Origin of the sequence: Pseudomonas sp. GL-B-19 (assembly GCF_019956415.1) — a bacterium.
GTDB lineage: Bacteria > Pseudomonadota > Gammaproteobacteria > Pseudomonadales > Pseudomonadaceae > Aquipseudomonas.
On the sequence record NZ_JAHBDK010000046.1, the window covers coordinates 1 to 20,458 of the forward strand.

22 protein-coding genes and 1 pseudogene are annotated in these 20,458 nt (G+C 60.0%); 8 read left to right on the forward strand and 15 right to left on the reverse strand.

The window, feature by feature from the left end; all coding sequences use genetic code 11:
* Positions 1 to 200 (reverse strand): transposase (locus tag KGB06_RS18985; protein WP_317849395.1); only part of this gene is annotated, 200 nt, incomplete at its 3' end.
* A 137-nt stretch (positions 201 to 337) separates the two neighbouring features.
* Entirely contained in the window at positions 338 to 1,087 is a 750-nt protein-coding gene (locus tag KGB06_RS18990; RefSeq protein ID WP_223518502.1) for a hypothetical protein, read from the reverse strand.
* A 232-nt stretch (positions 1,088 to 1,319) separates the two neighbouring features.
* Here KGB06_RS18990 and KGB06_RS18995 point away from each other — a divergent pair, with 232 nt between their 5' ends.
* Both KGB06_RS18995 and KGB06_RS19000 read left to right on the forward strand, forming a co-directional pair.
* Positions 1,320 to 2,141, forward strand: coding sequence for an aldo/keto reductase (locus tag KGB06_RS18995; protein WP_223518503.1), 822 nt, complete (start codon positions 1,320 to 1,322; stop codon positions 2,139 to 2,141).
* A 30-nt stretch (positions 2,142 to 2,171) separates the two neighbouring features.
* On the forward strand, positions 2,172 to 2,642 hold the full coding sequence (locus KGB06_RS19000) for a DUF1810 domain-containing protein (RefSeq protein ID WP_223518504.1): 471 nt from the start codon (positions 2,172 to 2,174) through the stop codon (positions 2,640 to 2,642).
* Here the strand turns inward: KGB06_RS19000 and KGB06_RS19005 are convergent.
* Positions 2,607 to 4,967: a DNA polymerase II gene (locus tag KGB06_RS19005; protein ID WP_223518506.1), complete on the reverse strand. Its 2,361-nt coding sequence runs from the start codon at positions 4,965 to 4,967 to the stop codon at positions 2,607 to 2,609. The genes KGB06_RS19000 and KGB06_RS19005 overlap by 36 nt on opposite strands.
* 222 nt (positions 4,968 to 5,189) lie before the next feature.
* On the opposite strand from KGB06_RS19005, the gene KGB06_RS19010 reads away from it, so the two are divergent.
* Positions 5,190 to 5,630 (forward strand): CBS domain-containing protein, encoded by a 441-nt coding sequence (locus KGB06_RS19010; RefSeq protein WP_007944798.1) that lies wholly within the window; start codon positions 5,190 to 5,192, stop codon positions 5,628 to 5,630.
* A gap of 120 nt (positions 5,631 to 5,750) precedes the next feature.
* Here the strand turns inward: KGB06_RS19010 and KGB06_RS19015 are convergent, their stop codons facing one another.
* Entirely contained in the window at positions 5,751 to 6,374 is a 624-nt protein-coding gene (locus KGB06_RS19015; RefSeq protein ID WP_223518508.1) for a glutathione S-transferase, read from the reverse strand.
* Positions 6,375 to 6,624: 250 nt separating this feature from the next.
* On the opposite strand from KGB06_RS19015, the gene KGB06_RS19020 reads away from it, so the two are divergent.
* Entirely contained in the window at positions 6,625 to 6,948 is a 324-nt protein-coding gene (locus KGB06_RS19020) for a hypothetical protein (RefSeq protein ID WP_223518510.1), read from the forward strand.
* 80 nt (positions 6,949 to 7,028) lie between these two features.
* Here KGB06_RS19020 and KGB06_RS19025 read toward each other — a convergent pair whose 3' ends face one another.
* Entirely contained in the window at positions 7,029 to 8,123 is a 1,095-nt protein-coding gene (locus KGB06_RS19025) for a DUF1615 domain-containing protein (protein ID WP_223518511.1), read from the reverse strand.
* Between the two features lie 186 nt (positions 8,124 to 8,309).
* Between KGB06_RS19025 and KGB06_RS19030 the strand changes: the two genes are divergently transcribed.
* Positions 8,310 to 9,845, forward strand: a complete 1,536-nt coding sequence (locus KGB06_RS19030; protein ID WP_223518512.1) for an FAD-dependent oxidoreductase — start codon at positions 8,310 to 8,312, stop codon at positions 9,843 to 9,845.
* A 122-nt stretch (positions 9,846 to 9,967) separates the two neighbouring features.
* Here the strand turns inward: KGB06_RS19030 and hemB are convergent, their stop codons facing one another.
* From hemB to KGB06_RS19045, 3 genes are all read right to left on the reverse strand, one after another.
* Positions 9,968 to 10,942 (reverse strand): porphobilinogen synthase, encoded by a 975-nt coding sequence (hemB, locus tag KGB06_RS19035; RefSeq protein WP_223518514.1) that lies wholly within the window; start codon positions 10,940 to 10,942, stop codon positions 9,968 to 9,970.
* A gap of 249 nt (positions 10,943 to 11,191) precedes the next feature.
* The gene (locus tag KGB06_RS19040; protein ID WP_223518515.1) at positions 11,192 to 12,034 is read right to left on the reverse strand and encodes a PhzF family phenazine biosynthesis protein; all 843 of its coding nucleotides are present in this window, start codon (positions 12,032 to 12,034) and stop codon (positions 11,192 to 11,194) included.
* Between the two features lie 24 nt (positions 12,035 to 12,058).
* Positions 12,059 to 12,757: a glutathione binding-like protein gene (locus tag KGB06_RS19045; protein WP_223518516.1), complete on the reverse strand. Its 699-nt coding sequence runs from the start codon at positions 12,755 to 12,757 to the stop codon at positions 12,059 to 12,061.
* Between the two features lie 365 nt (positions 12,758 to 13,122).
* Between KGB06_RS19045 and KGB06_RS19050 the strand changes: the two genes are divergently transcribed.
* Both KGB06_RS19050 and KGB06_RS19055 read left to right on the forward strand, forming a co-directional pair.
* Positions 13,123 to 13,797: a histidine phosphatase family protein gene (locus tag KGB06_RS19050; RefSeq protein WP_223518518.1), complete on the forward strand. Its 675-nt coding sequence runs from the start codon at positions 13,123 to 13,125 to the stop codon at positions 13,795 to 13,797.
* Between the two features lie 91 nt (positions 13,798 to 13,888).
* Complete coding sequence (locus tag KGB06_RS19055; protein ID WP_223518519.1) at positions 13,889 to 14,944, forward strand: permease; 1,056 nt, start codon at positions 13,889 to 13,891, stop codon at positions 14,942 to 14,944.
* 137 nt (positions 14,945 to 15,081) lie between these two features.
* Here the strand turns inward: KGB06_RS19055 and mnmH are convergent, their stop codons facing one another.
* From mnmH to KGB06_RS19080, 5 genes are all read right to left on the reverse strand, one after another.
* Positions 15,082 to 16,185: a tRNA 2-selenouridine(34) synthase MnmH gene (mnmH, locus tag KGB06_RS19060; protein ID WP_223518520.1), complete on the reverse strand. Its 1,104-nt coding sequence runs from the start codon at positions 16,183 to 16,185 to the stop codon at positions 15,082 to 15,084.
* On the reverse strand, positions 16,185 to 17,219 hold the full coding sequence (gene selD, locus KGB06_RS19065) for a selenide, water dikinase SelD (protein ID WP_223518521.1): 1,035 nt from the start codon (positions 17,217 to 17,219) through the stop codon (positions 16,185 to 16,187). The genes mnmH and selD overlap by 1 nt, the downstream gene beginning before the upstream one ends.
* Before the next feature lie 211 nt (positions 17,220 to 17,430).
* Complete coding sequence (locus tag KGB06_RS19070) at positions 17,431 to 18,387, reverse strand: zinc-binding alcohol dehydrogenase family protein (RefSeq protein ID WP_223518522.1); 957 nt, start codon at positions 18,385 to 18,387, stop codon at positions 17,431 to 17,433.
* 28 nt (positions 18,388 to 18,415) lie between these two features.
* Entirely contained in the window at positions 18,416 to 18,589 is a 174-nt protein-coding gene (locus KGB06_RS19075; protein WP_223518524.1) for a DUF1427 family protein, read from the reverse strand.
* A gap of 233 nt (positions 18,590 to 18,822) precedes the next feature.
* Positions 18,823 to 19,602, reverse strand: a complete 780-nt coding sequence (locus tag KGB06_RS19080) for an AraC family transcriptional regulator (protein ID WP_223518525.1) — start codon at positions 19,600 to 19,602, stop codon at positions 18,823 to 18,825.
* Between the two features lie 146 nt (positions 19,603 to 19,748).
* Here KGB06_RS19080 and KGB06_RS19085 point away from each other — a divergent pair, with 146 nt between their 5' ends.
* On the forward strand, positions 19,749 to 19,976 hold the full coding sequence (locus KGB06_RS19085) for a DUF6555 family protein (RefSeq protein ID WP_223518526.1): 228 nt from the start codon (positions 19,749 to 19,751) through the stop codon (positions 19,974 to 19,976).
* Between the two features lie 111 nt (positions 19,977 to 20,087).
* Here the strand turns inward: KGB06_RS19085 and KGB06_RS19090 are convergent, their stop codons facing one another.
* Both KGB06_RS19090 and KGB06_RS19095 read right to left on the reverse strand, forming a co-directional pair.
* The gene (locus KGB06_RS19090) at positions 20,088 to 20,255 is read right to left on the reverse strand and encodes a metallothionein (protein ID WP_223518529.1); all 168 of its coding nucleotides are present in this window, start codon (positions 20,253 to 20,255) and stop codon (positions 20,088 to 20,090) included.
* Positions 20,256 to 20,327: 72 nt separating this feature from the next.
* Positions 20,328 to 20,447 (reverse strand): annotated as a pseudogene (locus tag KGB06_RS19095) (EamA-like transporter family protein); the annotation flags it as partial.
* Between the last annotated feature and the right edge of the window lie 11 nt (positions 20,448 to 20,458).

The window sequence follows — 20,458 nt, forward strand, 5'->3', positions numbered from 1 at the left end:
CCCGCTAGCGTCGAGCCTGCACGTTCTTTCCTGACCTGCTCGACCCAGCGGCGCAACGCAGTAGGGCCGATATCGAAGTTGGCGCAGACCTCAAGAATGGGCTGGTCTTCATCAAGCACCATGCTTGCAGCATTGAGCTTGAACTCGCTGGAATAGGACTTTCGCATCATCATGCACACCTTAGATTTGGGCGCCATCATAGCGCCCTATTGATGTGTCCAATTTCATTAGGCCAGATCAAGCTTGCTCGCGATGGCGGACTGTGAGCCAACACATAGGTTGAATGCTATACCGCTATCGCGAGCAAGCTCGGCTCCTACAAGGTCTGCATTGGGGCTTATTGCACCGGCAGGAAGTTCAGGAACAGCAGGCTCTGCGCGTAGTTCAAGCCGATGCGTCGGTAGCGCTCGTCCAGCATCTGCGTCAGCAAGTCCAGCCGGGCAACGATTTTGCCGAATTCCACGGCAAAACTCAGGTTGCTGCCCTCCTCCGAGATCTCATTGGAGAACAGCAACGGTTCGCCTTGTTTGTTTTGCCGTTGACTGAGAATCCACGTGGCTATCTCGATGTTACGCGCGGCATTGCTGACGAACGTCGGGTTGAGCGCATCCGTCATGTAGAACTCCAGACGATTGCCGTGAGCGGTCACCAACATGCTACCGATGGCATAAATGAAGGCACCGACCCGGTCACCGAGAAACTCCGGGCTCATGGCATACCTGAGCGCCGCCAGGTCTTTTTTGCCGCCGAGGGTGGGCAGTGGCTGTTGCTCTTCGATGGCCATACGCACTTGCTTTCCGGCCGTTCGGGCGTCGAGGAAGCCGGATTTTTTCAGCTCATCGGGGTTGCGCAGGTAGAGCTTGCTCATCAGCAAGTAGAGGCTGTCGAGGTTGTCACGCATCGCCAGCGTGGCCATGCGATCAACGCTGGTCTGGAGAAATTCCTGGGGGCGGCCTTCGCGGAACTGGCTGACGATGTCGCTGCCCTGCTGCTGACTGCAACCGGTGACAAAGAGCATCGCCAGACAAGCCAGGAGCAAGCAACGGCGGAGAATCGGTGGGGGGATTCGGGGTAAAACTCGAGCCATGGGTTCTTGAACTTGGGCATGGGCCAACGGTGGGGATCGCCGCCGGCTGCCCAAGCATAGAGCCACCAAAGCCAAAAAAGTGCGGTGCCGGTGGTCCGTGAACACGCAGACCAAGCCCTGAAAGCTGATATTTTGTCTTGTTTGCTATCATCAGGTATCTGCCGCTCCGAGGAACAACGACGTAATTTTGCTGCCAATCCAGTATTCACCGAGTCACAGGGAGGAGGTTTGCATGCGCACGCTCGAATTGGCTGGCGTCACCGTACCGGTCATCGGCCAGGGCACTTGGCGTATGGGTGAGGATCCCTCGGCGTACGCGCGTGAAGTCTCGGCCCTGCGCCTTGGCATCGAGTTGGGCATGACGCTGATCGATACGGCTGAAATGTACGCAGAAGGCGGCGCCGAGGAAGTCGTCGCTGAAGCCATTACCGGTCTGCGCGACAAGGTCTTTCTGGTCAGCAAGGTCTACCCTCACAACGCCAGCTGCCAAGGTATTCCCCAGGCCTGCGAGCGCAGCCTTCGGCGTTTGAAGACCGATTACATCGATTTGTACCTGCTGCACTGGCGCGGCCAGTATCCCCTGGAGGAAACCATTGAAGCCTTCGAGCGCCTGCGTGAAGATGGCAAGATTGGCCGTTGGGGCGTGTCCAATTTTGATATGGACGACCTGCACGAACTGAACTCACCGGCCTGCGCCACCAATCAGGTGATGTATAACCTGGAAGAGCGCGGCATCGAATTTGATTTGCTGCCCTGGAGTCAACAGCATCGGCAGCCATTAATGGCGTATTGTCCAATCGGTCAGGGCGGAGAAATGCTCGCCCATCCAGCGCTTGAAAAGATTGCCGCCCGTCACGGGGTGACACCGGCTCAGGTCGCGCTGGCATGGATTCTGCGGCAGGCAGGTGTGATTGCCATCCCCAAAGCGGTCAAACCTGAACATCTACAATTGAATGCACAATCCCCGCAGCTGCAGCTCGATCCCGGGGATCTGGAGGCGCTGGACCACGCGTTTCACGCGCCACAACGCAAACAGCGATTGGCCATGGTCTGAGCCATCGCCGTATTGGCAGAGGGTTTCTGCATGAGAAGCACCGATCAGCTCGATGCTTTTAACTTGCCACGTTTCGTTCAGGCTCAAGAACCGGTCTTTGAGTGGGTCCAGGAAGAACTGATTGCCGGTAAAAAACGCCGCCACTGGATGTGGTTCATCTTTCCGCAACTCGCCGGCTTGGGCGGGAGCGAGATGTCCCGATACTTTGCCATACGCTCCAAAGAGGAAGCCGCGGCGTATCTGGAGCATCCGCTGCTGGGTCCACGGCTGCACACGTGCACGCAATTGGTCCTGAACGTCAAACAGCGCTCGATCGCCGAGATTTTCGGTCATCCCGATGACCTCAAGTTTCACTCGTCAATGACGCTGTTTGCCCAGGTCTCCCCCGAAAACAGCCTTTTCCATCGAGCCCTTGAGCAGTATTTCCACGGCATACGGGATGACTGGACGCTGTCGTTGCTGGACTTAAAACAGGCCCAATTGCCCACCAATCAGGGTTGAGAAATCGTCGTCCACAAACGGCAAGATCGCGTCCGCCACCGGTTGCAGTTGCCGGGTGACATAGTGGTCGTAGTCGATGGGGGCGCTGCGAATCTCCAGCGGCTCGGGGCCGGCGACGGTGATCACGTAGCTGATCCAGCCGCCGTTCTGGTACTGACGCGGACGGCCCTGCCGGTCGTTGAACTCATCGGCGATGCGCGCGGCACGCACGTGGGGCGGTACGTTGCGCTCGTAGTCGTCGAGGGTGCGGCGCAGACGCTTGCGGTAGATCAGACGGTCGTCGAACTCGCCGGCCAGGGTCTTTTGCACGTAATCGCGTACGTAATCCAGATAAGGCTTGCGGTGGAAGATCCGCGAGTACAGCTCTTGCTGAAATTGCCGGGCCAGCGGTGACCAATCGGTGCGCACGGTTTCCAGGCCTTTGTAGACCATTTCATCAGTGCCATCGGCGCGGGTGACCAGGCCGGCGTAACGCTTCTTGCTGCCCTCCTCCGCGCCACGGATGGTCGGCATCAGGAAGCGTTTGTAGTGGGTTTCGAACTGCAACTCCAAGGCGCTTTCCAGCCCGTATTCCTCTCGCACGTGTTCGCGCCACCATTGGTTGACGTGGTCCACCAATGCATGACCGATCCGCGCGGCCTCCTCTTGACCGTGGGCACGGCGCAGCCAGACGAACGTGGAGTCGGTATCGCCGTAAATCACCGTGTGGCCCTGGGCTTCGATCAGCTGTCGGGTGCGCAGCATGATTTCGTGGCCGCGCAAGGTGATGGACGATGCCAAACGTGTGTCGAAGAAACGACAGCCGCTGGAGCCAAGTACGCCGTAGAAGGCATTCATGATGATCTTCAGCGCCTGTGACAGCGGCGCGTTGTGTTCGCGCTTGGCGGTTTCGCGGCCTTCGGCGACCCGGGCGACAATGGCCGGCAGGCAATGCCGGGTTCTGGAAAAGCGTGCCCCGCGAAAACCCGGAACAGAGTCGCTGTCGTCGGGATGCTGCAAGCCTTCGATCAATCCCACCGGGTCGATCAGAAAGGTGCGGATGATCGAGGGATAAAGGCTTTTGTAGTCGAGTACCAGCACCGACTCGTACAGGCCCGGTTGCGAGTCCATGACAAACCCGCCGGGGCTGGCCTGCGGTGACTTGCCGCCCAGGTTCGGCGCCACAAAGCCCTGGCGGTGCATCAGCGGCATGTAAAGGTGGGTGAACGCCGCCACCGACCCACCGCTGCGATCCGCCGGTAAACCAGTGACGCTGGCGCGTTCCAGCAAAAATTTCAGCAGTTCGGTCTTGGCGAAAATCCGTGTCACCAGCTCGCAATCTTTGAGGTTGTACGTGGCGAGTGCCGGTTTGTCTTCGGCGAACATGCGGTTGATTTCGTCCATGCGCTGGTACGGCGTGCTGATGGCCTTGCCCTCGCCCAACAAGGTTTGCGCGACGTTTTCCAGACTGAACGAGGGAAAGTTCCAGGTCGCCGAACGCAAGGATTCAATGCCGTCGATGATCAATCGCCCCGCTGCGGCAGCGAAGTAATGAGTGCGGCTACCGTGTTCGCGCCACTGCATCTCTTCACCACCGCGCCCAAGCTTGAGCGGTACCGCCAGGCGCCGGGCGTGTTCATGCAGTACGCGCAGGTCGAACTGCACGACGTTCCAGCCGATGATCGCGTCGGGGTCGTGGCGGGCAAACCATTCGTTGAGTTTTTTCAGCAGCACGGTTCGCGAGTCGCAGTATTCGAGCTGGAAATCCACCTCGCTGGCGTCGCCATTGGGTGGCCCGAGCATGTACACCTGGCGCTCGCCGCAGCCTTCCAGGGCGATGGAGTACAACTCGCCCTGAGCGGTGGTTTCGATGTCCAGCGAGACCAGCCGCAGGTTGGGCCGATAGGCTGGATCGGGTTTCATCTGCGCGTCTAGCAGCAGCCCCTCGCCATTGGGCGTACCGCCAAAGATCACCGGCGCCGTGATGAACCGCTCCATCATGTAGCGCTCCGGTGGGCGAACGTCGCCCTCGAACATCTCGACCCCGGCCTTGCGCAGCGCGGTTTCCAGGCGCATCAACTGACCGTGCTGCTGGCAATACAGGCCGAGCACCGGGCGGTGCTCGAAATCCACAAGGGCCAAGGGCTTGAGCTCGACGTTTTTCTCGCCGTGCAACACCTGTTGCGCTTGCTCGCGCTGGACCGCCGGAATGAACGCCACCGACGGTTGATGAGGCAGGCGGATACGCCGGGGACCGGTGTCAGTCGCCAGCCAGAACTCGACTTCCGTACCGGCCGGGGTGTCGCGCCAATGCCGGGTCAGGACGAAGCCCTGCTGTAAATCCACCACTGCAACCTCACGTATTGATTCAGGCCGCAATTCTACGCGTCATCAAGGGTCAGCGGGTCATGCACGCCACTTTCGACTTCTCTGTGCGGTTTCCACGCGGTTTACTAAAGAAAAACCGCTGAATGGCGTTTTTTGAGTGTTATCTGCCGCTTTCTCCCTTGCCCTCAGCGCTTGGGTCTACGATTCTTCAAGAACAACGACAACACCCGAGAAGCCACCATGAAAACCGTCGCCCAACTGCTCAAGCTCAAAGATCAGAAGAATCAGGAAGTGCACCAGATCAAGCCTGATCACATGGTGCTGGAAGCGCTGATGAAGATGGCCGAGAAAAACGTCGGCGCCTTGCTGGTGGTGGAAAATGATGAAGTGCTGGGCATCATCAGTGAACGCGACTACGCACGCAAACTGGTGCTGCATGGCCGTTCTTCGGTGGGCACGCCCGTTCGCGACATCATGGTGTCCCCGGTCATCACCGTGGACACCCATCAAACCGTCGATACGTGCCTGGGCATCATGTCCGATCGCCGCCTGCGCCACCTGCCGGTGGTGGAAAACGGCAAGTTGATTGGCTTACTGTCCATCGGCGACCTGGTCAAGGAAGCCATTGCCGAACAGGCGGAATTGATTCGACAACTGGAGCAGTACATCCGCGGCGAATAACCCGTCCCCCCTGTAGGAGCCGGGCTTGCCCGCGATGGATTCAACTCGGTTCGACGTTTAACCGAGTCGCCTGCATCGCGGGCAAGCCCGGCTCCTACAAAAGCTTGTGATATTCGTTGTTCAGGCGGGCCAATGCCGGGCGAAGACCGGTGCCAATGTCGGGTGCCGGTCGATGCGTTCCAGCCACGCGAAAAAACCGGGTCGGGCGCTGCGTAAATGCTCCCGACTACCGGCCCATCTGGACACCACCGCCGCCAGCACATCCAGTGCGCCCGGCGCCTCATCGCCCAGATACAGCTCACCGGAAAACTGATCGGCAAACACCTCCCAGCTCCAGTGCAATCGCGCGCGGGCGCCGGCCATGAGATTTTGCCTGGAAACCTCATCTGTCTCGGCCAGCCAGCGTTCGGGGTAATCGATAATGCCGATGGCCACGTAGCAATTGCTGACGATGTACGCCAGGCCCCGGATCGCCTGATCGCGGTCAGCGGGCAGTTTCGGTAACAGATTCGACTTGGGAAAGGTCAACCCGAGATGAATCAGAATCGCCGCGCTTTCCGTGAGGACGCTGCCATCGGGCAGTTGCAGCGTCGGAATCTGCTTGAGCCGGTTGAGTTTCTCCAGTGTCTGGGCTGCCTCCGAGGACAACTCGACGTCGATAAAGCGGTAAGGGATGTCACACAGCTCCAGCGCCGCTTCTATCGCCGCCGCGCCAGAGTTCTGGTGTCCATAAAGCTGATACATGGTGCGGCCTCCTGGCGAGACAAGAATGGGGTCATTAGCGGCGTCATCTGCTGGTTACGCTCCCAGTGTAGAAGCGCCGGCTGACCCCATCCGTGCCATCCGACGACTGAACCATCACGCCCGCGTGGGGCAACTCACATCGTCTATCAATACCGTCGATGTTCACCATCACATCAATGAAGTTCTCATAAAAAATCCTCGGCGTAACATCCGCTCCATACCAACCCATAACACCCCGGAGCACACCATCATGAAACGCCAAACCCTTCTCAGCATTGCTTTCTCGGTTTTCGCAGTTAACGCTTTTGCCGCTACCTCTGCTCAGCCTGTGGTCGCTGAAGGCGGCTCGGATCGTCTGATTGAAAGCCGTGTGGCTGAAGGGGGTTCGGATCGTCTGATCGAGAATCGCGTAGCCGCTGATGGTTCCGACCGACTGATCGAAAACCGTGTCGCCGCTGATGGTTCCGACCGACTGATCGAAAACCGTGTAGCCGCTGATGGCTCTGACCGACTGATGCAGAACCGCGTTGCCGAAGGTGGCTCCGACCGTCTGATCGAAAGCCGCGCGGTATAAATGAAGGGTTCTACTGCAGTACTCAATGAAAAACCCGGCCTGACCCGCCGGGTTTTTTTATGCCTGTTTTTTGAATCGGGTCACTTGCCAGCCCGCACCATGCAACGCTGATAACGCTCATCGACCCGTTTGGCGAACCACGCGGTGGTGAGTTTGCGGGTGATTTTCGGGCTTTGCAGTTCGATTCCCGGCAACACTGCACGAGGCAATGGCCGGCCCTCGGCTTGATCGGCCAACGTGAACACTCGCTGGTAGAGCTCGGTCTCCTCGAACTTGAGACTTTTGCCCTCCTCCAATTGATTGCGAATGGTGATATTGCGCAGGCCCAGCTGCTTGCCAAGGCTTCGCACTGCCAGTTCGGTGGTGCCGGGCATAATCGAGTCATAGCGCACCAGATCGCCATCCAGCGCCAACGGAATGCCTGATACCCGACTCAGCGCATTCTGAAACGCCGCATTGCGGCTGGCATACCAACCGGCATTGAAATCAGCGAAGCGATACAGCGGTTCTGTGTAGCTCACCGGGTAACCGAGCAAGTGGGCAATGCCGAAGTACATGCCGCCGCGTCGAGTGAACACTTCATGACGGATTGAACCGTTCACCGGATACGGGTAACTGCGCGTTTGCAGTTCGGCAAAATCGATGCTGACCTGCATAGGCCCACCGGTGTGCACCGGGTTGAAGCCACCGAACAGGGTCTTGCCCATCGGCACCATGCCAATGAAGTCATCGAAAATCGCGCTGAGTTCCTTTTCGCTGCGCGCCGCATTGAGACGGTCGCTGTAACTTTTGCCATTGGGTGATTTCACCTGGAGCGCACCACTGATCAACAGGCTGGGGATGTGGACTTTCGCGGCACGGCGGTCGATTTCCTCCCGAGCGATCTTGCCCAGGCCCGCCACAGGTGGGTCGACCTGGAACGTGGATTCCTGCTCGGTAACGGCGAGTACCGAGCACAGGTTTTGCGTGGATGGGTAAATGTTCTGCGCGGCGAATGCGGCGTAGATGTCCGTGGCCCAGCCTTGGCGATCCGTGGTGTTGGCCGGCAGCAGGCGCACGATCTCGGCCTTGACCTCGGCGGGCTTGCGCTCGGGCGGTTCCTGCGTGCGCTGAGTGCCGCAACCGGCCAGCAGCAACAGCGCCGCGACGCCGGTGATCAATTGATTGGCTTGCATGGTGCTCCATCAAATCCGTTGAGCCGGGTTAACCATACGACCAATGGCATGGCGCAGGCTATGACTCCGGTCGCCGCGCCCTGTTCCATCATCCCGCCTGCCGGGTGCATTTTCCGTTGGGCAGTCAGCCTGCCTGTGCTTTGCGACTGGACCATACTTGAGCCAGGCACCGAGGAGGACAGGCTGATGAATCGAAGCGACGTACTGATCGTCGGCGCCGGCCCGACCGGGCTGGTACTGGCGCTGTGGTTGAGCAAACTGGGGATCCGCGTGCGGATTCTCGACAAGACCTCAGCCCCCGGCACCACCTCGCGGGCACTCGCGGTCCAGGCGCGGACGCTGGAGCTGTATCGCCAGCTCGACCTCAGCGAGGCCGTGGTGCAAAACGGTCATCGCGTGGCGGCGGCAAATTTCTGGGTCAAAGGCGAACCAGTGGCGCGTTTGCCCCTGAGCCGCATTGGCGAGGGTCTGACGCCTTACGCCTTCCTCGAAATCTACCCACAGGACGAGCACGAACGGCTGCTGATAACACGCCTTGAAGCGTTCGGCATCCATGTGGAGCGCAACACTGAGCTGGAGTATTTCGAAGACACCGGCGCTGGCATCACCGTCCAACTGCGCTTGCCCGACGGTCAACAGGAAATCTGCCAGACCTGCTACCTGGCGGGTTGCGACGGCGCCCGGTCAGTCGTGCGCAAGACACTGGACACCGGGTTCCCTGGTGGGACCTATCAGCAGATTTTCTATGTTGCCGACGTACAAGCCAGCGGGCCGACCTTCAATGGCGAATTGCACGTGGACCTTGATGAAGCAGACTTCCTCGCCGTGTTTCCACTCGGCGATACGGGCCGCGCCCGGTTGATCGGCACGGTGCGCGACGAGCGCGCAGACCAGGCTGAAACCCTGCGCTTTGAAGATGTCAGCAGCCGGGCCATTGAACACTTGAACGTGCAGATCGAACAGGTGAACTGGTTCTCGACCTATCGCGTGCATCACCGGGTCGCCGATCACTTTCGCACCGGGCGAGCATTTTTATTGGGCGACGCGGCGCACGTTCACAGCCCGGCCGGTGGTCAGGGCATGAACACCGGGATTGGTGACGCCATTAACCTTGCGTGGAAATTCGCGGCGGTGTTGAGTGGTGGCGCCGAAGAGAGACTGCTCGACACCTACGAAACCGAACGCATCGCCTTTGCCCGCAAACTGGTCGCCACCACCGACCGGGTGTTCACCTTCGTCACCGCCGAAGGGCGCATGGCCGATGTGTTGCGTACACGGCTGGCACCGTTTTTGATCCCAAAAATGGCTTCGTTCGAGACGTCCCGCGAGTTCCTGTTTCGCACTGTCTCGCAGATCACCCTGAACTACCGTGGCATGCCATTGAGCACGGGCGTCGCCGGGCACGTTCACGGCGGCGATCGCCTGCCCTGGGCGCATGACGGCGAAGGCGACAACTTTGAATCGCTGAGGAATCCGAACTGGCAGGTGCACGTCTATGGCGACACAAGCGACGAAATGATCGCCTGGTGCGCCGAGCATCACCTGCCGTTGCAGGTGTTCGAATGGCGGCCGGCGTTTGAAGCGGCGGGGTTGGGTCGTAACGGGTTTTACCTGTTGCGACCGGATACATATGTGGCGATTGCCGAGACGTGTTCCGATCCGAAAGTGATTGAGCGGTATTTCAGGGATCACGGGATTCGGCCCTACTTCGGCGCTCCCTGACTCAACACGGTGAAGTGTAGGAGCTGGCTTGCCAGCGAAGACGGCGGCACAGTCAACATTTTTGTGGCTGACCCACCGTCTTCGCGGGCAAGCCCGCTCCTACAGGGATTATGTGTTGGGGGTTAGATCCCGGCCAGGGCCAGGTCCATCGCGAAGTAGGTGAAGATCAAATCCGCCCCCGCCCGCTTGATCGCCCCGAGGCTTTCACGCACCACTCGATCCTCATCAATCGCCCCCGCTTGCGCTGCGAATTTGATCATCGCGTACTCGCCGCTGACCTGATACGCCGACAGCGGCAAACGCGAAACCTCGCGGATGTCGCGGATGATGTCCAGGTACGCGCCGGCCGGCTTGACCATCAGCGCGTCAGCGCCTTCCTGTTCGTCCATCAGCGATTCGCGGACCGCTTCGCGGCGATTCATCGGGTTCATTTGATAGCTTTTGCGATCGCCCTTGAGCGCGCTGCCGCCGGCTTCACGGAACGGGCCGTAGAGCGCCGAAGCGAACTTGGTCGAATAGGCCATGATCGCCGTCTGACTGAAACCTGCGTCATCCAGCGCCCGACGAATCGCCTGGACCTGCCCGTCCATGGCCGCCGACGGGGCAATCACATCGGCGCCCGCCCGCGCCGCCGCCACGGCTTGTTTGCCGAGGTTGATCAGGGTCTGGTCGTTATCGACTTCGTGGTTGTGCATTACGCCGCAATGACCGTGGTCGGTGTATTCGCAGAAGCAGGTATCGGACATCACTATCATCTCCGGCACGGCATCCTTGGCGATTCGCGACATGCGCGACACCAGCCCGTTGTCGCTCCAGGTGTCGCTACCGCTGCTGTCCAGATGATGCGACACGCCGAAAGTCATCACCGACTTGATCCCGGCGCGGGCGTAGCGCTCGATCTCGCCGGCCAGTTTCGACTCTGGAATGCGCATCACGCCGGGCATGCTGTTGATCGGCACGAAATCGTCGATCTCTTCCTCGACAAAAATCGGCAGCACCAGATCGTTCAGGCTGAACTCGGTTTCCTGGAACAGGCTGCGCAGGCTCGCATTGCGGCGCAGACGGCGTGGACGTGCTTCGGGGAACTGACTGGACATGGGCATTCCTGAAAAACGGAGGACAAGACGAACGTTGTAGGAGGCGAAGCTTATGCCCTGCAAGGCGTAAGGCACAAACCTCAAGCGCGGAAAAAACCCTTACCGGCTCGGCAATAATCCCCAGCCCCAACACAGAATCCTGTGGGAGCGAGCCTGCTCGCGATAGCGGTGTGTCTGTCACGTTGATGGTGGATGTGCTACCGCCATCGCGAGCAGGCTCGCTCCCACAGGTTTAGATCTCACACAGGCTTAAAGCGTCAGGGTGCCGCTGATGCAGGTCACCACTGAGCCGCCAATCCAGATTTCATCGCCCACTTGATCCACCTGAATGCGCCCCGCCCGGCCCATCGTCAGGCCCTGGCTGACCACATAGGACGCTGGCGCCAGCCCCTCAGCGAGCAACCATTGCGCAATCCCGGCGTTCAAACTGCCGGTGGCCGGGTCTTCCGGCATGCCGTCCCCGGAGATGAAGGCCCGTACTTCGAACTGTGCGTCATCGCCATCACGCTCGGGATTCCACGGCGCGATCACGCCGACCGCCAGGCCAAGCATCTGCGAATGATCCGGTTGCAAGTCCAACACCTGCTGGCGGTCCTCGACCATGACCGCCAACCAGCCAGCACCGTTATCAACCCACTGCGCCCGGACAATCGCGCCGACCTGCAGACCAAGCCCGCGTCGCACGCGTTCCACCAATTCGACGTCCACCGGCCCGTTGTTGATCAGGGGTGGCGCGAGAAACGCCAGTTCCGCGCCTTGTCGGCGGACCCGTACCAGCCCGACGCCGCACTCCTGAATGATCTCTTCGCCCTTGGGCACACCACCCGCCTCAAGCCATGCATGGCAGGTGCCCAGCGTCGGATGACCGGCGAACGGCAACTCGTTCAGGGTGGTGAAGATCCGCACGCGGTAATCGGCGCGCGGATCGCGCGGCTCCAGCACAAACGTGGTTTCACTGAGGTTGGTCCAGGTGGCGAACGCGGCCATGCGTTCGTCACTGAGCTCGTCCGCGCCGAACACCACCGCCAATGGATTGCCCTTGAGGGCGACGCGACTGAAGACATCTACTTGTTTGAAATCAAATGAACGCATGATCTTCCTTGTTCGTGAAGCAATCTATTTAGGAATTTCCAGACCGCGCATCACCGCCGCTCGCGCCAGGAAGCGCTCCAGCACGCGCGTGACGTTCTTGAAGTCCTTGATGCCCACCAGATCGCCGGCCTCATAGAAGCCGATCAGGTTACGCACCCACGGGAACGTCGCGATGTCGGCGATGGTGTAGCGCTCGCCCATGATCCAGTCGCGCCCTTCAAGGCGTCCATCCAAAACCTTTAACAAACGTTTACTTTCATCGACGTAACGGTCGCGGGGCCGTTTGTCCTCGTAGTCCTTGCCGGCAAATTTGTTGAAAAAACCGAGCTGACCGAACATCGGCCCGATGCCGCCCATTTGAAACATCAGCCATTGAATCGTCTCGTAACGCGCTGCCGACTCCTGAGCCAGCAGTTGCCCGCTCTTGTCGGCGAGGTAAATCAGAATCGCCCCGGACTCGAACAATGGCAGGGGTTTGTCGTCAGGACCGTGGGGGTCGAGGATCGCCGGGATTTTGTTGTTGGGGTTCAGTGACAGAAATTCGGGCGACATCTGGTCATTGGTATCGAAGCCTACCCGATGCGATTCGTAGGGCAGTCCGATCTCTTCAAGCATGATCGACACCTTGACGCCATTGGGGGTCGGCAAGGAGTAAAGCTGGATCCAGTCAGGGTATTGAGCCGGCCATTTTTGGGTAATCGGGAACGCAGACAGATCGGTCATCGGGAACATCCATCGCCAAAAGAAAGGGTTGAGCATAATCCAGGATCGCCGGTTTCAGGTTGCTATCTTTGGGGGCTATCGAAACCGCTGATGAACACGATCAATAGATCTCAGCCTTTTCCAGTGCCTTAAAGTGTAATGTGTCCACAAAGTCGCAACATTTTGTCGATAACCTGGGCTGCAACCCGTTCAAGGTTGTCGATACAGTGCTGCTCACTCGTCGGACGCGAACCAAATGGGCTTCAGAGGACTCTGAGCAATGCCCTTTCGGACACGGACCGGCTCAACGACATGGAAAACACCCGAAGCAGAGAGCTTGTGGTGTAAAGGTTTGTCAGCCTTAACTAATGCGCTGAAGATCACCAATGACCAACCTTTTGAGATTCGCTAAACGCTTCAAGCACCATGCGTTTGTACTTCTGCCCGCGGTGCTGGTGGCGAGCGCATTGTTTGTGACGCTGCAGTCCCGCGAAAGCCGCGCCCAACAGGTAAACGGCACTCAGACACTGGTGTTCCTGCGTCACGCGGAAAAACCCGCCGGCGGTCTGGGCCAGCTCAATTGCCAGGGCCTCAACCGCGCCATCGACCTGGCCACCTTGTTGCCGGAAAAATTCGGCAAGGCCAACTACGTGTTTGCCGCCAACCCGACGCGCAATGTCGAGGAAGGCGAACTGGACAATTCGTACAGCTACATCCGCCCCTTGATGACCATCAGCCCCAGCGCGATCAAGCTCGGTTTGCCGGTGAACATCAACTTCTCGGTCAACGACACCAGCGACCTGGCGGACGAATTGCTGCAGGACAAGTACCACAACTCCGTTATCTACACCGCCTGGTCCCATGGCTACCTGCCAGAGTTGATCAACGAGGTCGCTGGAGAAGCCGTCGGCAAGAAACAGAGCATCACCGAGGACTGGGAGTCCAGCGACTACGATTCGGTGTACGTGCTGACCCTGACCTGGCGCAACGGCAAGGCCAGCCTCGTCAGTCATAGTTACAAGCAAGGGCTGGATAACGGATCGCAGACGTGTCCGACCTAAGCGGTCGGCAACATCCCACAAGCGGTGAGGACCACGGCAGTCGAGGGGCGGGCTATCATGTATCCATCTTTCCCTTGTCTGGACACTTTCCATGTCACTCTCTTCCGCAGCTGTCCCCGCCCGGGGTTGGTCGTTCTGGTGGAAACCCGCCCTGTTCGTCCTGGTCGCCTGTATCGGCCTCTATTACGTCAAGTGGTCGCCCTACTACCTGAAAGCCTTCATCGCCGCTGACAACCACAGCATCGGCGCCTCCATCCTCAACGACGAACAAACCGCCCCGCTGGCCGCCGCCCTGACGTACGCCAAGGTGTATTTCCTGGCGATCTGGAAAGCGGCCGTACTGGCGGTGATTCTCGGCTCCCTCCTGCAAGTACTGATTCCTCGAGACTGGCTGTTGCGTCTGTTCGGTCGCGCCAGCTTCGCTTCGACTTTGCGCGGCGGCCTGTTCGCCCTGCCGGGGATGATGTGCTCATGCTGCGCCGCCCCGGTGGCTGCCAGCATGCGTCGCTCGAATGTCTCGGTCGGCGCGGCGCTGGCCTTCTGGATCGGCAACCCTGTGCTCAACCCGGCGACCCTGGTGTTCATGGGGTTCGTGCTGGGCTGGGGGTTCACCGCGTTGCGCCTGGTCGCCGGGATAGTGCTGGTGTTCGGCGTGTCGATGGTCGCCCAGCGTATATCCGGTCCGGAAATATTGCCTGAAGCCGCCGTCGAGGCGGTGGCCGAAGTCAGTGAAAAGGATACGCAGCCGTTCCTGACTCGCTGGGCCAAAACCCTGTGGCAATTGTTCTGGAGCACCATCCCGATCTACATCCTGGCGGTATTGGTGCTGGGCGCAGTGCGGGTCTGGGTGTTCCCGCATATTGACGGGGCCATGGCCAACGGCTTGTTGTGGCTGGTGCCGCTGGCGATCATCGGTACGCTATTTGTGATTCCTACCGCCGCTGAAATCCCGATCGTGCAAACCATGATGACCCTGGGCATGGGTACCGCCCCGGCCGTGGCGTTGCTGATGACCCTGCCGAGTATCAGCCTGCCGTCGCTGCTGATGCTGCGCAAGGATTTCGATGCTCGGGTGCTGGTGAGCGTGGCGCTGATGACCATGGGGGTTGGTGTGGTTAGTGGGTTGGTCGGGGCTGCTTTGCTCTAGGATTTGTAGCGCCTGTAAGGGCCCCTTCGCGAGCAGGCTCGCTCCCACAGTTGATCTTCAGTGAACACAGTTTTTGTGTACTACCAAGATCCAGTGTGGGAGCGAGCCTCCTCGCGAAGGGGCCGGCAAAGACAACCTCATTCCCGCTGGTTGACCCGCGCCCGCAGGTATTCAAGGACAGCCGCCTTCTCCCCGGCAAACTCAATCCGCGTACCTTTCTTCTCCCGCTGAAACGCATACATCGGGTCGTAATACTCGCGAAGCAGCCCTTCGATCCAGCCACGGTGCAAGTCCACCGCACCGCTTCGGCCCTGCTCTGCCAAGGCCTCTTCCATCAAGATCAGCATCCGCCGATGGCGTTCACCGCCCAGACGCTTCTGAACGTTGTTCAGGCTTTCCAGCAAGCGCTCGGAAAACCGCGCAAATCCTTCCTCGCCATGCACACCAATGAATTCGGCACACAGGTCCACCACGTAGTCGCGCAGAATCCTCTCGACGCGTCCTTCAAGGCTGTCTTCCAGCCAAACCATCGGAAACTGCTGCATGCCCTGATACAGCGGCAACGGCAAGGCGCAACTGCCGACTGCCCGGCTCTCGTCTTCCAGCACAAACTGCTCGATGCCGTGGGCGCGTTTCTTCAGTACATCCACTGCCAAACGGTTTTCAAAATCGATGTTGGTCGGTTGCCCCGTCGCGCGTTTGCCAAAGCTGGAGCCGCGATGATTGGCGTGGCCTTCAAGGTCGATTCCGTTGTTCAACTGCGTGAGCACTTCGGTCTTGCCGGTGCCGGTCATGCCGCCCAGCAAGACAAAATCGCACTGGGTGACCGCTTGATCGAGCGTGTCGAGCAAGAACGTGCGCATGGCCTTGTAGCCGCCACCGACCCGGGGATAGTCAATGCCGGCCTCGTCCTTGAGCCATTGCTGGACGATCTGCGAACGCAAACCGCCGCGAAAACAATACAAATAACCCTCGGGGTGCGCCCGGGCAAAATCGGCCCAGGCCTGGATGCGCTCAGCCTTGATCTCGCCGGACACCAGTTGATGCCCCAGCGTGATGGCCGCCTGCTGACCTTGTTGCTTGTAGCAGGTGCCGATGCGCTGGCGCTCGCTGTCATTCATCAGCGGCAAGTTGACCACGCCGGGGAATGAACCCTTGCTGAATTCCACCGGGGCGCGGGCGTCCAACATCGGCCGGTCGTTGAGAAAGATGTCGCGGTAATCGGTGAAGTCGATCGACATCAAAGCACCTCAACCGCGTGTGTCTGTCGCTCAACCAGTTCACCGATCGGTTCAAGTGTCAGACCCAGTTCGGCCGCCACGGCGAGGAACTGTTCATTGCCCTCGGGCGTGACCGCAATCAGCAGACCACCACTGGTCTGCGGATCGCACAGCACGCGCTTGTGCAGTTCCTGAAGCCGCCCCAGTTTGCTGGCGTAGCTGTCGAAGTTGCGCAGCGTCCCGCCCGGCACGCAGCCTTGGTCAAGGTAGTACTCGACACCCGGCAGACGCGGTACGCGGTTGTATTCGATGCGGGCGGTCAGTTTGCTGCCGTCGGCCATTTCCACCAGATGCCCCAGCAGACCAAACCCGGTGACATCAGTCATCGCAGTCACGCCGTCGAGCTTGCCGAAACTGCTGCCGGGTTTGTTCAGGGTACACATCCAGTCGCGGGCCAGGCCGATGTCGGCAGTGCGCAACTTGCCTTTCTTCTCGGCGGTGGTGAGGATGCCGATGCCCAGCGGCTTGGTCAGATAGAGCAGGCAACCGGCCGTGGCTGTGTCATTGCGCTTCATGTGGCGCTTTTCCACCAGCCCGGTCACCGCCAGGCCGAAGATCGGCTCCGGCGCATCGATGGAGTGCCCACCCGCCAGTGGAATCCCGGCCTCATCGCAGACCGAACGTCCGCCGCGAATCACTTCCCGGGCAACTTCCGGCGCCAGCACATTGACCGGCCAGCCGAGGATCGCAATCGCCATCAGCGGATCGCCGCCCATGGCGTAGATATCGCTGATGGCATTGGTGGCGGCGATGCGGCCGAAATCGAACGGGTCGTCGACGATGGGCATAAAGAAGTCCGTGGTCGAGACCACGCCGCGCTCTCCATCAATGGCGTACACCGCCGCGTCATCGCGCGAGGCATTGCCCACCCAGAGTTTCGGGTCCAGGTTCTGCGCCCCGCTACCGGCCAGAATCACCTCCAGCACCTGGGGGGAAATCTTGCAGCCACAACCTGCGCCGTGGCTGTATTGGGTCAGACGAATCGGCTCGCTCATGGGGTGCACCTTATGGGATCAATGCGGCCGATTCTAGCAGAGCATGGCCGGTGCAAGGCGCGGGCTTTGCGGGTTGCTGACAGTCCGCCATCGCGAGCAGGCTCACTCCCACATTGGATTTCGGTCATACACAAAATCTGTGTTCACTGAAGATCCAATGTGGGAGTGAGCCTGCTCGCGATGGGGCCGGCACAACCAACATCAGTGTCAGCTATGGCAATAGAATCACCTTGTCACCGGCCCCCTGATTCACTTCGGCATAACGCTCCAGGCCTTCCGCCAACGGCGATTCAAACAACCCCTCGGGCAACGGCAACAAGCCCTGATCGAAGAACTGGCCAAACTGATCAAGCATCGCCGCGCACGCTTGAACCCCGTACAGCAACGAGTTGATCCCCACCACCGAGCCACCCTTGCGATACAGCGCCAGTGCCGGCAGTTGCACCATGCCGTCCACCGGCGCGGCGATGATGGCGATGCGGCCGAAGGTTGCCAGTGCCGGGACCGAGGCCGGCAGCCAGAACCCGGTGGTGTCGAAGATCACGTCAGCGCCGCCGGCATAAACAGCGTTCACCTGGACGCCCAAATCCTCAGGCTTATCCAGCTGCAATGTCTGATAGCCCTGAGCCTGCAACGCCTTGACCTGCTCCGGTCGCCGCGCCGCCGCCAGCACCTGAGCACCGCGAACCTTGGCCAGCGCCAACGCCGCACTGCCCACCGCCCCGCCGCCGATCACCAACAGTCGCGTTTGCGCGGTCACCAGGCTGCGCTCCAACGCATCCCACGCCGTGGTGTAGGGCACGCCGAGGCTGGCGGCCTGGGCGAAACTCAGATGGGTCGGTTTGAGCGCCACGCCGTTGGCCGGCAGTTTGACGAATTGCGCATGGGAGCCGTCGGCAAAGAACCCCAGTTCACGCCCGGTGCCCCAGACTTCCTGGCCGATCAATGCCTGCGGGCCTTCAACCACGATACCGGCAAAATCCCGACCGGGGATCCGTGGCAACGTGGTGTAGGGAAAACGTCCCAGCACGTTCTTCACATCGCTGGGGTTGAGGCCGGCGGCCTTGATCTGCACCAACACTTCATCAGCGCCGGGAACGGGGGTGGGCACGTCAACGTAGCGCAAGGCCGAGAGGTCGCCGGTTTGGTCGAACTGCAATGCTTTCATGAGCGTTTCCAATGAATAAATAAACGGTTCAGGAGATCCAGCCAGCCACCAGTTGCCGGCCCATGGGCCACAACTGTTCGCCGGACAGCATGCCGAGCAGCCCGACCAGCGCAATGGCCGGTGGTGCGGGGGAACGAAAATCCAGCGCGCCGTAGAGCAAACCGACGCCCAGACCGATAACCAGCGAGATGAAGTAGCTCATGGCGGACTCCGTGGGGATTTAGGGTAGGCCCAGAGTCTAGTGGGAGGTCGCGCCGGGCATCGGCCAAGTGCTTCTGAATATCGGCCAAACCGCCAATGCCGGACGCAAGGCATCCTGTGCCGCTGACGAAGCCCTGTAGGAGCAAGCTTGCTCGCGAAGAGGCCGTCATGTTCAGCATCAATGTTGAATGAAAGACCGCCTTCGTCGGAACGCCGCCCGGAGCAAGCTCGCTCCTACAGGGTTTCGTTATGGCTGGGAAACTGCGAAGGCGCGACGCCCAGCTCACGGCGAAACATGTCACTGAAGCTGCTCGGCGAATAGCCCAGCTCGCGGGCGATCGCGCTGACCGGCACGCCCTGAATCAACTCAGCCACCGCCGTCGCCAGTTGCACCTGTCGCCGCCACTCGGCGAAGCCCATGCCCAGACCGTCCTTGAACAACCGCGCCAGGGTACGCACGCTGGCACCGGCGTTTTGCGCGTGTTGTTCGAAGGGAATGTCCAGTGATGGCGCGGCCATGACCGCCTGACACAGGTTCATCAGGCGTCGGTCGGAATCATCCGGCAGGGGGATTTTCAGCTCGGATCGCTTGGCACGCCGCAGCTCCAGCAGTGCCAGGCCGACCAGCGCTTCGTAATACTCGGGCGCGCCGTCGTTGCCCTGTTCGACCAAGCCGACGATCAATTCACGCAGCAAGCCGCCGACTTCGATGACTTGGACCGTGTCGTCCAACGTCGCGGCAAGGGACGGCCGCAGGTAGATGTTGCGCATCTGCAAGTCCGAGACCACGCGAATCCCATGCGGTACGCCCGGTGGCAGCCACACCGCCCGTTGCGGCGGCACCACCAGTGCCTCATGGGGCGTTTCGACCCACATCACCCCGCTCATCGCATACAGCAACTGGCCCCAGACATGCTCGTGCGGTTCAATAAACAGACCGCGCGGATAGGTGCGCGCCAGCGGTTGCACGGGCACATCGGTGTCACTCAGGTCGGGAGGCGCGGCAAGGGCCATGGGGCAGCAATCATTGAGGTTGACAGGCCTTGCATGGTAACCAGCCGAACGCCTTGTCGCCACTGGCCGCCACCGCCTGAAAATCAGAGTGAATTTTCCGCGCCCCCAACGATCCCTCTATTACCACAGGGAGGAATACGGGTTTTATGAACAACGCAAAACTTTTCGTCATTGAATACACCCTTCGTGGCGTTCCCAAGTCATTCATCATCCGCCTGGACAAGATGGACAACGCGCAGGCTTGGCATTGGGCGAGTTGCGACGCCGGAGTGGGCAGGATCCCGCGATTTGGCCGGGAGAAGGTGCAAAAGACCAGCAAACCGATGGCGGAAAAGTTCGGCGTCGAAAATGTGACGTGGCGACCGGCGAGTTAAAAAAGTCGAGTCCGATCATTTAAGAAACAACACGATCCGTAGCAGCTGGCGCAGCCTGCGCCAGCTGCTACAAAGTGCGTGCCCGATCAGGCTCCACTTGGTCGCGATGCACTACTTGGTATCAGCACACTTGCAGCCCTTGCTGGAGCATTCTTCGCCATGTTCATGGTGCTTGGCGCAGGCTTCGCAGCAATAGTGTTTGCCGTGGCGCGCGATGGGATGCTCGCCCAGCTTGCATGAGCATTTGGGGCAATCGCAGATACTGTCACTGCTGATCATGGGTCAGACTCCATTGGTGTGGTCGTCGGGGTGCCGCTAACGCGGCCCGTCTTACCAGTGTAGGAGTTTGTTTCAAGCCTGCCGGGTGCTGTTGCGATACATAAACACCAACGCCAACCCCAGGCACACCATCGCCACGATCCGGTTGTTCGACAAGTCGATGGCCGGATTGCCCAGCCAGCCGAAATTGTCGCTTTGGCGCG

Bases quoted from the DNA above. Each gene is read 5' to 3' on its own strand.
- KGB06_RS19085 (WP_223518526.1), top strand. From the start codon at position 19,749: ATGAACAACGCAAAACTTTTCGTCATTGAATACACCCTTCGTGGCGTT.
- KGB06_RS19010 (WP_007944798.1), top strand. From the start codon at position 5,190: ATGAAAACCGTCGCCCAACTGCTCAAGCTCAAAGATCAGAAGAATCAG.
- KGB06_RS18995 (WP_223518503.1), top strand. From the start codon at position 1,320: ATGCGCACGCTCGAATTGGCTGGCGTCACCGTACCGGTCATCGGCCAG.
- KGB06_RS19030 (WP_223518512.1), top strand. From the start codon at position 8,310: ATGAATCGAAGCGACGTACTGATCGTCGGCGCCGGCCCGACCGGGCTG.
- KGB06_RS19040 (WP_223518515.1), bottom strand. From the start codon at position 12,034: ATGCGTTCATTTGATTTCAAACAAGTAGATGTCTTCAGTCGCGTCGCC.
- hemB (WP_223518514.1), bottom strand. From the start codon at position 10,942: ATGTCCAGTCAGTTCCCCGAAGCACGTCCACGCCGTCTGCGCCGCAAT.
- KGB06_RS19075 (WP_223518524.1), bottom strand. From the start codon at position 18,589: ATGAGCTACTTCATCTCGCTGGTTATCGGTCTGGGCGTCGGTTTGCTC.
- KGB06_RS19000 (WP_223518504.1), top strand. From the start codon at position 2,172: ATGAGAAGCACCGATCAGCTCGATGCTTTTAACTTGCCACGTTTCGTT.
- KGB06_RS19015 (WP_223518508.1), bottom strand. From the start codon at position 6,374: ATGTATCAGCTTTATGGACACCAGAACTCTGGCGCGGCGGCGATAGAA.
- KGB06_RS19090 (WP_223518529.1), bottom strand. From the start codon at position 20,255: ATGATCAGCAGTGACAGTATCTGCGATTGCCCCAAATGCTCATGCAAG.
- KGB06_RS19020 (WP_223518510.1), top strand. From the start codon at position 6,625: ATGAAACGCCAAACCCTTCTCAGCATTGCTTTCTCGGTTTTCGCAGTT.
- KGB06_RS19055 (WP_223518519.1), top strand. From the start codon at position 13,889: ATGTCACTCTCTTCCGCAGCTGTCCCCGCCCGGGGTTGGTCGTTCTGG.
- KGB06_RS19070 (WP_223518522.1), bottom strand. From the start codon at position 18,387: ATGAAAGCATTGCAGTTCGACCAAACCGGCGACCTCTCGGCCTTGCGC.
- selD (WP_223518521.1), bottom strand. From the start codon at position 17,219: ATGAGCGAGCCGATTCGTCTGACCCAATACAGCCACGGCGCAGGTTGT.
- KGB06_RS19080 (WP_223518525.1), bottom strand. From the start codon at position 19,602: ATGGCCCTTGCCGCGCCTCCCGACCTGAGTGACACCGATGTGCCCGTG.
- KGB06_RS18990 (WP_223518502.1), bottom strand. From the start codon at position 1,087: ATGGCTCGAGTTTTACCCCGAATCCCCCCACCGATTCTCCGCCGTTGC.
- mnmH (WP_223518520.1), bottom strand. From the start codon at position 16,185: ATGTCGATCGACTTCACCGATTACCGCGACATCTTTCTCAACGACCGG.
- KGB06_RS19050 (WP_223518518.1), top strand. From the start codon at position 13,123: ATGACCAACCTTTTGAGATTCGCTAAACGCTTCAAGCACCATGCGTTT.
- KGB06_RS19025 (WP_223518511.1), bottom strand. From the start codon at position 8,123: ATGCAAGCCAATCAATTGATCACCGGCGTCGCGGCGCTGTTGCTGCTG.
- KGB06_RS19045 (WP_223518516.1), bottom strand. From the start codon at position 12,757: ATGACCGATCTGTCTGCGTTCCCGATTACCCAAAAATGGCCGGCTCAA.